General features: G+C 62.1%; 12 protein-coding genes. 5 read left to right on the top strand and 7 right to left on the bottom strand.

All coding sequences use genetic code 11. The features are described from left to right. Together NDI87_RS13055 and urtE are read left to right on the top strand one after the other, a co-directional pair. Positions 1–520, top strand: a 520-nt coding sequence (locus NDI87_RS13055; RefSeq protein ID WP_296275717.1) for an ATP-binding cassette domain-containing protein, incomplete at its 5' end; no start/stop codon positions are given. Between the two features lie 12 nt (positions 521–532). After that, complete coding sequence (gene urtE / locus NDI87_RS13050) at positions 533–1225, top strand: urea ABC transporter ATP-binding subunit UrtE (RefSeq protein ID WP_296275716.1); 693 nt, start codon at positions 533–535, stop codon at positions 1223–1225. A gap of 58 nt (positions 1226–1283) precedes the next feature. Here urtE and NDI87_RS13045 read toward each other — a convergent pair whose 3' ends face one another. The 5 genes from NDI87_RS13045 to puuE form a co-directional block, all read right to left on the bottom strand. Next, on the bottom strand, positions 1284–2114 hold the full coding sequence (locus NDI87_RS13045; RefSeq protein ID WP_296275715.1) for an urease accessory protein UreD: 831 nt from the start codon (positions 2112–2114) through the stop codon (positions 1284–1286). A gap of 38 nt (positions 2115–2152) precedes the next feature. Continuing rightward, positions 2153–4456: an NADP-dependent malic enzyme gene (locus NDI87_RS13040; RefSeq protein WP_296275713.1), complete on the bottom strand. Its 2304-nt coding sequence runs from the start codon at positions 4454–4456 to the stop codon at positions 2153–2155. A gap of 119 nt (positions 4457–4575) precedes the next feature. Next, positions 4576–5802: an ArgE/DapE family deacylase gene (locus tag NDI87_RS13035; RefSeq protein ID WP_296275712.1), complete on the bottom strand. Its 1227-nt coding sequence runs from the start codon at positions 5800–5802 to the stop codon at positions 4576–4578. A 50-nt stretch (positions 5803–5852) separates the two neighbouring features. Then, a complete protein-coding gene (gene uraD / locus NDI87_RS13030; protein ID WP_296275711.1) occupies positions 5853–7712 on the bottom strand; it encodes a 2-oxo-4-hydroxy-4-carboxy-5-ureidoimidazoline decarboxylase in 1860 nt (619 codons plus the stop codon). A gap of 5 nt (positions 7713–7717) precedes the next feature. Continuing rightward, on the bottom strand, positions 7718–8674 hold the full coding sequence (gene puuE / locus NDI87_RS13025) for an allantoinase PuuE (RefSeq protein ID WP_296275710.1): 957 nt from the start codon (positions 8672–8674) through the stop codon (positions 7718–7720). Between the two features lie 72 nt (positions 8675–8746). On the opposite strand from puuE, the gene uraH reads away from it, so the two are divergent. Further along, on the top strand, positions 8747–9100 hold the full coding sequence (gene uraH / locus NDI87_RS13020; protein ID WP_296275709.1) for a hydroxyisourate hydrolase: 354 nt from the start codon (positions 8747–8749) through the stop codon (positions 9098–9100). A gap of 114 nt (positions 9101–9214) precedes the next feature. Here the strand turns inward: uraH and NDI87_RS13015 are convergent, their stop codons facing one another. Further along, on the bottom strand, positions 9215–9742 hold the full coding sequence (locus NDI87_RS13015; RefSeq protein WP_296275708.1) for a hypothetical protein: 528 nt from the start codon (positions 9740–9742) through the stop codon (positions 9215–9217). 118 nt (positions 9743–9860) lie between these two features. Between NDI87_RS13015 and xdhC the strand changes: the two genes are divergently transcribed. Both xdhC and NDI87_RS13005 read left to right on the top strand, forming a co-directional pair. Next, a complete protein-coding gene (xdhC, locus tag NDI87_RS13010) occupies positions 9861–10679 on the top strand; it encodes a xanthine dehydrogenase accessory protein XdhC (protein WP_296275720.1) in 819 nt (272 codons plus the stop codon). Between the two features lie 13 nt (positions 10680–10692). Next, positions 10693–11919 carry a urate hydroxylase PuuD gene (locus NDI87_RS13005; protein WP_296275707.1) on the top strand — a complete coding sequence of 409 codons (1227 nt, stop codon included), beginning with the start codon at positions 10693–10695 and terminating at the stop codon, positions 11917–11919. A 40-nt stretch (positions 11920–11959) separates the two neighbouring features. Here the strand turns inward: NDI87_RS13005 and NDI87_RS13000 are convergent. Continuing rightward, positions 11960–12239 (bottom strand): HigA family addiction module antitoxin (locus tag NDI87_RS13000; RefSeq protein WP_366028873.1); only part of this gene is annotated, 280 nt, incomplete at its 5' end.

Below are 12239 nucleotides of genomic sequence, written 5' to 3'. Positions count from 1 at the left end.
GGAATCCGAAATTGCCCAGATGGGCATCGGCCGCAAGTTCCAGAAGCCCACGGTGTTCGAGCAGTTGAGCGTGTTCGAGAACCTGGAGCTGGCGCTGAAAACCAACAAGACCGTCACCAGTTCGATGTTTTCCCGACTCGACTCCACACAGAGCGACCGCCTCGCGGAGGTGCTGCACACGATCCATCTGGCGGACAGCGTGCGCGGCCAGGCCGGCAACCTGAGCCATGGCCAAAAGCAGTGGCTGGAAATCGGCATGCTGCTGATGCAGGACCCCAAGCTGCTGCTGCTCGACGAGCCGGTGGCCGGCATGACCGACGAGGAAACCGAGCGCACCGCCGAGCTGTTTTTAAGCCTCAAGGGCAAACACTCGCTGATGGTGGTGGAGCATGACATGAGTTTCATCAACACGATTTCCGACATTGTCACCGTGCTGTGCGACGGCGCGGTGCTGGCGCAAGGCACGCTGGCGCAGGTGCAGGCGGATGAGCGGGTCATCGAAGTCTATCTGGGCCGCTGAGATGGCAACCGTATGCTGAACGTCAAAAACATCAACCAATACTACGGCGGCTCGCACATCCTGCGTGACGTCAGCCTGCAGGCCACTTTAGGCAAAGTCACCGTGATTCTGGGGCGCAACGGCGTGGGCAAGACCACGCTGCTGAAAAGCCTGATGGGCCTGGTGCCGATCAAGAGCGGCGGCATCGAGTTTGATGGCCGACCGATTCAGAACGCCACGCCCTACGAGCGCGCCCGCGCCGGCATCGGTTTTGTGCCGCAGGGCCGCGAGATTTTTGGCCGCCTCACGGTGCAGGAAAACCTGGCCATGGGCCTGGCCTACAAGCCTGCCAGCACACCGATCCCGCCCGAACTGTTCGAACTTTTTCCCGTGTTAAAGCAGATGCTGCAGCGTCGTGGTGGGGATTTGTCAGGCGGGCAACAGCAGCAGCTGGCCATTGCCCGCGCGCTGGCGGCCGGCCCCAAGCTGCTGATATTGGACGAGCCCACCGAGGGCATCCAGCCCAGCATCATCAAGGACATCGGTCGTGTTATTCGCATGCTGGCCGACCGCGGCGACATGGCGATTGTGCTGGTCGAGCAGTACTACGACTTCGCCGAGGAACTGGCCGATGATTATGTGGTGATGGAACGCGGTGCCGTGCGCGCCCAGGGTCTGGGCGCCAACATGGAGATTGACGGCGTGCGCCAGTTGGTGGCGATTTAAGACCTGAGACTTTGCGGGTCAGACCACTCGCAAAGCGACGTGCTCTGACCCCAACTGATTAGGTCGACCAGATGCGCGGCACGGTCGCTGGCAATTGCCAGAAGTGTTGCCGCCAAACCTGCCACACCTGGCGCAGCAGGTCCGCCGCGGGTTCCACCAAAGGTGCCAGGACCCGCAGCACCATCACCTGCTCGTTCGGGCAGGTCGCGCCCGCTGTGGCGCCCAAGGCGTGGGTGGCGATCACCTGGCGGGCCAGTTCCAGACCGGCTTCGCGACGGTTGCGTGTCATTTTGCTGCCACTGACAAAAAACAGCGAAGCCATGCAGCGCTGCCCGGCCAGACCCAGCGGGCCGTTCATCAGGCGGAGGTCATGGGCCTGCATCAGGCCACGCTCCAGCCAGACACCGGGCACTTCGATGTGCTGCAAAAACTGGCCAGTATCAAACGGCAGCTTCGCACTGGGCAGGCCGAAGGCGGTGAGGTCCCAGCCCATGAATTCGGCCTCAGGCCCAAGCGAGATGCTCAGGTGGTTTTCGGCCAGGCAGGCGTTGTAGGCGATGGCTTCCAGCGGCAACCATTCCAGTCGCGCCTGGTCGGTGAGCTGGATCCGGGTGCGCTGCACCGCCGGCTCACCCAGCGAGCGATAAAAGCGGGTGGCGCCGGGGGTGGTGATCAGGCCGTGGGCGGCGCCGCACGCCGTGATGGCGATGTCCAGCGTGTCACCGCCCACCAGGCCGCCGGGAGGATGCACCAGCACGTTGTGGCAAACCGCATCCCCCTCGGGATAAAGGCTTTGCAGCACGCGCAGCGGCCCGTTGTGCTTATGGCGCGCCACGCTGCGCTGCTGTTCCAGTCGGTAGGCAATGTCTAGTTGGGCGTGCCAGCTCATTGCATCAGTGGAGGACGGTTTTCAGTGTTGCACCCGGCTTAGCGCAGCGCGCTCACATCCGCCACCGCCAGTGCCGTCATGTTGACCACCCGGCGCACGGTCGATGACGGGGTGAGCACATGCGCGGTCGCGGCGGAGCCCAGCAGGATCGGGCCGACGGTCAGGCCGTTGCTGCCTGTCATCTTGAGCACATTGAACAGGATGTTGGCCGAGTCCAGATTCGGGCAAATCAGGATGTTGGCTGCGCCGCTCAAGGTGTTGTCGAGCAGGGTGGCGTGGCGGATGTCTTCTGACAAAGCCGTATCGCCCTGCATCTCGCCGTCGCATTCGGTGTCCGGGCAGACCGCCTTGAACAGGTCGCGCGCCAGGCGCATTTTGCGGGCGGAGCCCCGGTTCGACGAGCCGTAGTTGGAGTGTGACAGGAAGGCGATCTTGGGTGCGATGCCAAAGCGGCGCACTTCGTCGGCGGCCATGCGGGCAATGTCGGCCAGTTGCTCGGCGCTGGGGTCTTCGTTGACATAGGTGTCGGCGACGAAGATGGAGTATTGCTCCAGCATCAGGGCGTTCAGCGTGGCAAAGCCGGAGGCGCCCGTCCTGAGGCCCAGGATGTCGCGCACATGGTCGAGGTGCACGTCAAAGCGGCCATGCAGTCCGCACAGCATGGCATCGGCATCGCCGAGCTTGACCATCAGCGCGGCAATGGTGGTGGTGGAGCGGCGCACGGCGGCCTTGGCTGCTTCGGGGCTGACGCCATGGCGGCCCATGATCTGGTGGTAGGTTTCCCAGTACTGGCGAAAACGCGGATCATCTTCGGGGTTGCAGCAGTCAAAGTCCCGGCCCAACTGCAGGCGCAAGCCGGCCTTCAGGATGCGCGCCTCGATCACCGCCGGGCGGCCAATCAGGATCGGGCGTGCCAGCCCGCCTTCGACCACGAGTTGGGCCGCGCGCAGTACGCGATCGTCTTCACCTTCGGCATAGGCGACCCGTTTGGCGCTGTCGGGCGCATTGCGGGCAGCGTTGAACACCGGCTCCATCAGCAAGCCGGTGGAGTAAATGAAGCGTGACAATTGACGACGGTAAGCGTCCATGTCCTTGATCGGCCGCTTGGCCACGCCTGAGGCCTCGGCCGCTGCGGCCACGGCGGGCGCAATGCGCAGGATGAGGCGCGAGTCAAACGGTTTGGGAATGATGAAGTCCACGCCAAAGGCCAGGTCCTGTCCGGCGTAGGCATGGGCCACTTCTTCGCTGATGTCGGCCTTGGCCAGTTCGGCGATCTCGCGCACACAGGCCAGCTTCATTTCCTCGGTGATTTTGGTGGCGCCGCAGTCCAGCGCGCCGCGGAAAATGTAGGGGAAGCACAGCACGTTGTTGACCTGGTTCGGGTAGTCCGAGCGGCCGGTGGCGATGATGCAATCGGGCCGCACCGCCTTGGCCAGTTCCGGCCGGATTTCAGGTTCGGGGTTGGCCAGTGCCAGGATGATGGGCTGGCTGGCCATGGTTTTGACCATGTCTTGGGTCAGCACGCCAGCGGCCGAGCAACCGAGGAACACATCGGCCTCGTTGACAGCATCGGCCAGTGTGCGGGCGCTGGTGTCTTGCTCGAAACGGGCCTTCGACTCGTCATAACCGCCAGGGCGACCTTTGTAAACCACGCCCTTGGAGTCGCAAATAAACACGTTCTTGACCTGCACACCCAGGCCGACCATCACGTTCAGGCAGGCGATGGCTGCCGCGCCGGCACCCGACACCGCCACTTTCACGTCGCCGATCTTTTTGCCCACCAGTTCCAGGGCGTTGATCAGTGCGGCACTGCTGATGATGGCGGTGCCGTGCTGGTCGTCGTGGAACACCGGAATGCCCATGCGGGCCTTGAGTTTTTCTTCAATGTAAAAACACTCGGGCGCCTTGATGTCTTCGAGGTTGATGCCGCCCAGCGTGGGTTCGAGTGCGGCAATGATTTCGATAAGTTTGTCGGGGTCGCGCTCGTCGAGCTCGATGTCAAATACATCGACACCGGCAAATTTTTTGAACAGGCAGCCCTTCCCCTCCATCACCGGCTTGCCCGCCAGCGGGCCAATGTCGCCCAGCCCCAGCACGGCCGTGCCGTTGGTGATCACGCCCACCAGATTGCCACGGCTGGTGTAGTCGTAGGCCAGATCGGGGTTGGCCTGGATGTCCAGGCAGGGGTAGGCCACGCCAGGCGAGTAAGCCAGCGCCAGATCACGCTGGTTGACCAGCGGTTTGGTGGCGTTGACAGAAATTTTGCCGCGAGTGGGAAAGCGGTGGTAGTCGCGCGATGCGTCGCCCAAGGCCAGTTCTGCCGGTGAAAGTTCATTACTCATCTTGGTTTCCTTGTGAAATAGATGGCACGCACTTTACACCCGCAGGGGGTGCTTTCCGACAGGGCCAAGACGAAAGTTGGTGTGCGTCGGCCCGCTATTACAAAGAGTCTTGATCCAGGTTAACTCAGCAAGTCATGCAGGGTGCGGGCAATGACTTTGGTGGCGCGGCGCAGGTCTTCCAGTGCCAGCCTCTCGTCGGCGCGCTTGGCGTGGGATTCCAGCACCGTGCGCGGCCCGGCACCGTAGATCACCCCCGGGATGCCCCGTTGGGCAAACAGCCGCACGTCGGTGTACAGCGGCGTACCCATGGCCGGAATCTCTTCTTTGAAGATGGCCTTGCCGTGTTGCTGGATGGCGGTGACCAGCGGCTGGTTGCCGGGCAGGGGCTGCATCGCATGGGCCAGCAACAGGCGCTTGACATCGACCGTGATGCCCGGCAATGCGGCGGCGGTCCCGGCAATCAGCTGGCGCAGATGGGCTTCGACCTCGGCCGCGTTTTCTTCCGGGATCATGCGCCGGTCAAGCTTGAAGCTGACTTTTCCCGGCACCACGTTGGTGTTGGTGCCGCCCTGGATCAGTCCGACGTTCAGATAAGGGTGTGTGATGCCCGGCACCTTCGAGCTGATGGCTTGGTACAGCGTGTTCTGTGCGTACAGCACGTTCAAAATCTTTACCGCAGCCTGCAGCGCATCGACGCCCGATTCGGGAATGGCGGCGTGCGCCATCTGGCCGTGCACCGTCACTTCGAGTTGCAGGCAGCCGTTGTGCGCTGTGATCACCTGGTAGCTGAAGCCCGCGGCAATCATCAGGTCGGGCTGGGTGAGTTGGTGTTGCAGCAACCAGGCCGGACCCACTTCACCGCCAAATTCCTCGTCGTAGGTGAACAGCAGCTCAAGGCTGCCTTTGTCAGGTTGGCACACAGCCTCCAGCGCGCGCATGGCAAACGTGAAGGTGGCAAAGTCGCACTTGCTCACCGCGCTGGCACGGCCGTAAATTTTGCCGTCCTCAATCTCGCCGCCGTAGGGGTCGTGCGTCCAGCCCTCGCCGGGCGGGACCACGTCGCCATGGGCATTGAGTGCGATGGTTTTGCCGCCCGCACCGTAACGGTGGCGCACGATCAGATTGGTGATGCTTTGCAGCCCGGCGGCCTGCACCTCAGGCGCTGGCACCGGGTGCTTCTCGGGCTCGATGCCCATGGCCTGCAGCAGCTCAAAGGTGCGCTCGGCGTGGGGCGCGTTGTTGCCCGGCGGCGTGTCGGTGGGGACGCGGATGAGTTCCTGCAAAAAGCGCACCTGTTCGTCAAAGTGGGCGTCGATCCAGGCGTCAAGTTGGGTGTAGGTTGTCATGCTTGAAGGAGTTATGTCAATGGGGTTCCGGGTGTTTTGTAGGGCAGACTTCATTCGGCCAGACCGCACAACTGTTCCAGCAAGTGCGCGAAAGCCCCGACCGCCAGTTGCATGTCGTCGCTGGTGCTGGATTCGAGCGGGTTGTGGCTGATGCCGGCGTTTTGGCCGCGCACAAACAGCATGGCTTGCGGCATGATTTCATGCAGCTTCATGGCGTCGTGGCCGGCGCCGCTGGGCATGCGGTGCACGGGCAGGCCCAGGCTGGTCACGGCGTTTTCCCAGCGCAGCTGCCACTCTGGTGCACTGGGTGCGGCGCTGGCGCGCATGGTCTCTGTGATCTGGAAATGCACTTTGCGGCGCGCGCAGATGTCAGTCAAGGCACTCAGCAGGTCGGCCTGCAGCGCGTCACGCTGCGCATCGCTGGGCGCGCGCAGGTCGAGCGAAAACTGGCAGCGCCCCGGCACCACATTGACCGAGCCGTTGGGCACGTTCAACTGACCCACGGTGGCGACCGAGTCGCCGTCGCGCGCGGCGCGGCGCTCGCAGGCCAGCATGAATTCGGCGACGGCGCAGGCGGCATCCGTCCGCTGGTCCATCGGCGTGGTGCCGGCGTGGCAGGCGGTGCCCGTCACCTCGCCGCTGTAGCGCGCGCTGGCGTTGATCGAGGTCACCACCCCCAGCGGCAGGTTCAGCGCGTTGAGCACCGGGCCCTGCTCGATGTGCACTTCGACAAAGCCCAGGTACTGCGCCGGGTCGCGCTTGAGGTTGGCAATTTGCGCGAGCACGGTCTCGGTGTCTTTTGCATCGCACAGGCCCGCCTGTTGCATGGCGGCGCGCATCGAGACACCGTCGGCGTCCAGCTGGTCGAGCCAGGCCGGGTTGAAGTCGCCGGTGAGCGCGCCCGAGCCCAGGAAGGTGGCCTTGAAGCGCTGGCCTTCTTCTTCGGCAAAGGCCACCACCTCGATCGCGAACGGCAGGCGTTTGCCCGCGCGGTGCAGTGCGCGCACGCAGGCCATGGGCACAAAAATGCCGAGCCGGCCGTCGTATTTGCCGCCGTTGCGCACCGTGTCGTAGTGGCTGCCGGTAAGCAGGGTTTTAGTGCTCGTCATTGCGAGCGTAGCGTGGCAATCCAGGCTTTCTGAATTCATGGATTGCCGCGTCGTACCTCCTCGCAATGACGACTCCTCGTGATAACGTCCCACCACATTGCCCACAGCATCAATCTCGACACTGTCAAAGCCGCAGTCCTGCATCTGCGCCTGGATGAAGGCGGCGCAGGCGCGGTGTGCATCGGTCAGGTAGGTCACGGTGAGTTGGTCGGGCGCTTCTGAGTACTGGCTCAATTGCTCCTGCCAGTCCCACACCCGGTCGCCCAGGTCGGGGCTGACGCCAAATTTGTCGTTGAGGCGTATCTCGGCAATGCGGTGAATGTTGCGCAGGCATTCCTGCAGTTCGAAGTCAGGGTGGCCGTGCAGGCGGCGCTCGAAGGTGGCAATGATCTCGGTCCGGCTCAGGCCCAAGTCACGCGGGCCGCGCACCGCCAGGATGAACGGCCAGCCAAATTTGGCCTTGTAGTCGGCATTGAGCTGCTGCAGTCGGGCGAATTCTTCGGCGCTGCAGTGGGTCAAGCCGGCCTTGCTTTGCTCAACGGTCGACTCGGCCGTCAGGCTCTGCCTCACCATGGCCTTACCGGCCAGCTCTGGGTGGGCGCGAATCAGGCCAAGCTGTGCCTCGCGACTGGCGTTGCTGACCACTTGTGTCAAAGTGAACTTGAGCTGGGGCAGGGACGCAAACGGACGCTGCGCGAGCGCTGCCTGCACAATCCAGGGCGTGTGTTCGTACAGGCCGTCGAGCAGTTGCAAGGCCGCATCTGCCGGGGCGATGTTGAGTTGATCAAGGTTCAGGGGCATGGTGTTTACGCCTGTTTGGTATAGGGGTGAGTGGCTTTCCAATGCCGGGCGATGTCAATGCGCCGGCACACCCACACTTTGTCATGCTGGCCGATGTAGTCCAGAAAGCGCTGCAACGCCACAATGCGCCCGGGCCGGCCGAGCAGGCGGCAGTGCATGCCGACGCTCATCATCTTCGGGGCGTTCAGCCCGGTCGGGTCGCCCTCGGTATAGAGTGCGTCGAAGCTGTCCTTGAGGTACTGAAAAAACGGCTCGGCGTGCGAGTAGCCCTGTGGCAACGCAAAACGCATGTCGTTGCAGTCCAGCGTGTAGGGCACGATCAGTTGTGGCACCACCTCGCCGCTGGTTTTGGCCACTTCCATCCAGAATGGCAGGTCGTCGCCGTAGTAGTCGCTGTCGTATTCAAAGCCGCCGTAGTCGGCCACCAGTCGGCGCGTGTTGGGGCTGTCGCGCCCGGTGTACCAGCCCAGCGGCCGGGTGCCCATCAGGCGGGTCAATATCTCCATGCCACGCGCCATGTGTTCACGCTCCACCGCTTCGGGCAGGGTCTGGTAATGAATCCAGCGCCAGCCATGGCAGGCGATCTCGTGGCCCAATTGTTGGCAGGCTTGCACCAACTCAGGGTAACGTTCCAGCGCCATGCTGACGCCAAATACCGTGAGCGGCAGGCCGCGCTGCTCGAACTCGCGCAAAATGCGCCAGACGCCGGCACGGGCGCCGTATTCGTAAATGCCTTCCATGCTGATGTGCCGATCCGGGTAACTTGCCGGGTTAGCCATCTCCGACAAAAATTGCTCCGATCCCGCGTCGCCATGCAGCACGCAGTTCTCGCCACCTTCTTCGTAGTTCAGGACAAACTGCACCGCGATGCGGGCCTGGTCGGGCCAACGGGCATGGGGTGGTGTCGGGCCGTAGCCTTTGAGGTCACGCGGGTAGGGCTGGGTGCTGTCGTAGTGGATCATGAATTTGGATAATGACGATGGCGGGCTCGTCCGCAGTGTATACACTTTGATCAGATTTTTGAGGGCTTCACCATGGGACTGAGTACGCATGTTTTGGACACCATGCACGGCACACCGGCTGCCGGCATGCGGGTGACTTTGTACGCCACGCAGGGTGACGCCCTGAAGCTGCTCAAGCAGTTTGTGTTGAATCAGGACGGCCGCAACCCGGGCGGGCTGCTGCTGGACGCCACGCAATTGCAGCGCGGCACTTATCGGCTGGTGTTTGATGTGGCGGTGTATTTCAAGGCCTGTGGCGTGGCCTTGCCGGAGCCAAATTTTTTGAATCAGGTAAGCCTGGACTTCGGTGTGGCCAACCCCGTGCAGCACTACCATGTGCCGCTGCTGGTGAGCCCGTGGAGCTATTCAACCTACCGGGGGTCGTGAGGTGGGCCGTCATGGAAAGGAGCGTCAGCGACGCGGCAATCGATGTTTTCAGTGGCCAGGGATTGCCGCGCTAGGCTCGCAATGACAGCCGTATTCAAGCAGAAGCGTGTTGGTTTACAACTGCCCCTCGGTCAGCGTATCCAGTTGGAACAGGCCGCTTTTGTGCCACAACCAGGTGTCGGTGTAGGTGACGCGGCCCATGCGGATGGGGGCCGGGTAGGGGGCGGCCAGACGCACTGTGCGCTCAATTTCGGCTATTACCTCCGGCGCATGATTTGGGGCGCGCATCCAGCTGGTGCTGGTGACCTGGCCCCGGTTGTCCACTTCGACCTGCAAGACCCCCACGGCATAGAGTAGTGGCGGCATCTTGCCGTGGTAAACCCGATCCATGTTTTGTTCATAGAGGTGACTGGCCGCATCACGCCGGTAATCACGAGGCGTCTCGGCTTGTGAGACGAAAGTGGGAAGAGCCTCGGGCGGGGCTATCGCGACAGGCGCGGGCGGGGCGACGGGTGGCGGCGCCGGCTTGGGAACTGGGGGCAAGGGAGGGGTGGCGCATCCTGCCAAGAACAAGGCCATGCTGGCAGCCAAACGCAGACCATGCGGATTCGGCTTGAAGCGTGATGGGGAAAAAATGTTCATACTTGTTCTCGAAAAAAGGGATGTCTCATGCGAACAAATTTTGGCAACCGCCGACAAAACCGTAATGTGCCTCAAAAATGTTAGCCTATAACCTGGGTTTTACTCAACAAGGTAAGCGATTGTGACAGCCGTTGAACAATTAATAAAGCTTTTGGATTCGCAGGACGCGGTTTGGGTGAGGGTGCAGTCGCATCGAGGCTCTGTGCCGCGCGAAGTCGGCGCCTGGATGGCTGTGTTTGACCAGGCCACGATTGGCAGTGTTGGTGGAGGTCATTTGGAGTGGCAAGCCATTGCCCAGGCGCGGGCTCTGCTGGCCGGCAAGCCTGCCGTGGGCTTGATGCGCTATGCCTTGGGTCCGTCGCTGGGGCAATGTTGTGGCGGCGAGGTATTTTTGGAATTCGAACGTGTGAGCGCGCAGGACACTCCAGGCCTGCAGCAGTATTTTCAAGCGCAGCAAGCCCAATGGCCGCCAGTTGCCTTGTTCGGTGGTGGCCATGTGGCCAGCGCGCTGGTACAGGTGTTGGGCTGTTTGCCGTTTCAGGTGCGCTGGCTTGACAGCCGTGACGGGATTTTTCCTGAAACATTGCCAGCCAACGTCTGCACCGAGCATTCCGAGCCGGTGCAGGGCGCGGTAGCCGCGCTGGCGCCCCGGTCAAGGGTCTTGATCATGAGTTTCAGCCATGCCGAAGACCTGGACGTGGTGGCCGCCTGTTTGCTGCGCCAGCGCGTCCGCGACGACCTGCCTTTTATCGGCCTGATTGGCAGCCGCAGCAAATGGGCCAGCTTCAGCCACCGCCTGACCGAACGGGGGTTTACTGCGTCCGAGCTGGCGCAAGTGATCTGCCCGATTGGTGTGCCGGGTATTGCCGGCAAGGCGCCGGAAGTGATTGCGGTGGCGGTGGCGGCACAACTCTTGCAGTCGATAACAGTCACGTAACCAAGGAAGCAAGATGGAAAGTTATATTTTGGATTGGCTCAACCTGCTGCTGCGCTGGGCGCATGTGATCACCGCCATCGCCTGGATCGGTTCATCGTTCTACTTTGTGTTCCTGGACAGCAGCCTGACCCCGCCCGAAGACGAAGACCTGAAGAAACAGGGCGTCAGCGGTGAACTTTGGGCGCTGCATGGCGGCGGCTTTTATCACCCGGTCAAGTTTGCCGTCAGGCCGCCGCAGTTGCCCAAACATTTGCACTGGTTTTACTGGGAAAGCTACAGCACCTGGCTCACCGGCTTTGCGCTGTTCACCGTGTCTTACCTGTGGAGTGCGAGCACTTACCTGATCGACAAGTCAAAGATGGACTGGGCGCCGTGGCTGGCCATCACCGTGGCGATTTTGTTTTTGATGGTGTTCTGGCTGCTCTATGACCTGATTTGCCGCCGCTATGGGCAGCGCAAAAATGGTGAATCAATCGTTGGCGCCCTGGTGCTGGTGCTGGTTTGTGTGGCAAGCTGGCTGGCGTGCCACTGGTTTGCCGGGCGCGCTGCTTTCCTGCTTGTGGGAGCCATGCTGGCCACCAGTATGAGCGCCAACGTGGCACACTGGATCATTCCGGGTCAGCGCAAAATGGTGGCCGCCATCAAGGCGGGCGAGCCGGTGGACCCGATCCACGGCATCCTCGGCAAGCAGCGCAGCGTGCACAACACCTACTTCACGCTGCCGGTGCTGTTTGCCATGCTCAGCGGCCACTACAGCTTTACCTACACCCACCCGCAAAACTGGCTGGTGCTGATCGCCATGATGTTTGCCGGCGCCGCCATCCGCCAGTTTTTTGTCATGCGCCACGGCTACAAGCTGGGCCGCAATGGCAACCCGCTGCCCTATGCCGGGGTGGGCGTGGCGGTGATTGTGGCCCTGATGGTCTGGCTGGCGCCCGAACCCGTCAAGACGACACCGTCTGCCGCCGCTGAGGCGGTGAATACCAGCGTGGGCGGTGCCATTGGCTACGCCACGCTGCAGCCCATCCTGGCGCAGCGTTGTTACCTGTGCCATGGCGAACAAGTGCAAATGAAAAACGTGCGGCTTGATTCAGCCGCCAGCGTCAAGTTGCACGCGCAAAACATCTACCAGCAGGTGGTGGTCAGCAAAATCATGCCCATGACCAACACCACCGGCATCTCGGAGGCCGAGCGCATGGTGATCAAGCAGTGGTTTGAGACCGGGGCAAAAATCGATTGAGGCTTAACGATCAAAGATCGTCATTGCGAAGCGCGGCAATCTATGCCCCCGAATCCATGGTTTGCCGCGTCACGGTGCGCATGTCGTACTCGGTCTGCAAATTCAGCCAGTAGCGCGGTTCCATGCTGAAAAACCGGCCCAGCCGCAACGCCGTGTCTGCTGTGATGGGGCGCGCACCGTTGACGATGTCGCTGATGCGGCTGGGCGGCACGTCCATGTCGGCGGCGAGTTGGCGCGCCGTGATGGCCATGGGTTTCATGAACTCTTCCAGCAAAATTTCGCCGGGGTGAATTTCGTCAAGCAATGTTTGTGTCATGTTG

Origin of the sequence: Rhodoferax sp. (genome assembly GCF_023701345.1) — a bacterium.
Taxonomy (GTDB): domain Bacteria; phylum Pseudomonadota; class Gammaproteobacteria; order Burkholderiales; family Burkholderiaceae_C; genus Rhodoferax.
This window is presented reverse-complemented; position numbering and strand designations above follow the sequence as displayed.

Bases quoted from the DNA above. Each gene is read 5' to 3' on its own strand.
- urtE (WP_296275716.1), top strand. From the start codon at position 533: ATGCTGAACGTCAAAAACATCAACCAATACTACGGCGGCTCGCACATC.
- NDI87_RS13045 (WP_296275715.1), bottom strand. From the start codon at position 2,114: ATGAGCTGGCACGCCCAACTAGACATTGCCTACCGACTGGAACAGCAG.
- NDI87_RS13040 (WP_296275713.1), bottom strand. From the start codon at position 4,456: ATGAGTAATGAACTTTCACCGGCAGAACTGGCCTTGGGCGACGCATCG.
- NDI87_RS13035 (WP_296275712.1), bottom strand. From the start codon at position 5,802: ATGACAACCTACACCCAACTTGACGCCTGGATCGACGCCCACTTTGAC.
- uraD (WP_296275711.1), bottom strand. From the start codon at position 7,712: ATGCCCCTGAACCTTGATCAACTCAACATCGCCCCGGCAGATGCGGCC.
- puuE (WP_296275710.1), bottom strand. From the start codon at position 8,674: ATGATCCACTACGACAGCACCCAGCCCTACCCGCGTGACCTCAAAGGC.
- uraH (WP_296275709.1), top strand. From the start codon at position 8,747: ATGGGACTGAGTACGCATGTTTTGGACACCATGCACGGCACACCGGCT.
- NDI87_RS13015 (WP_296275708.1), bottom strand. From the start codon at position 9,742: ATGAACATTTTTTCCCCATCACGCTTCAAGCCGAATCCGCATGGTCTG.
- NDI87_RS13005 (WP_296275707.1), top strand. From the start codon at position 10,693: ATGGAAAGTTATATTTTGGATTGGCTCAACCTGCTGCTGCGCTGGGCG.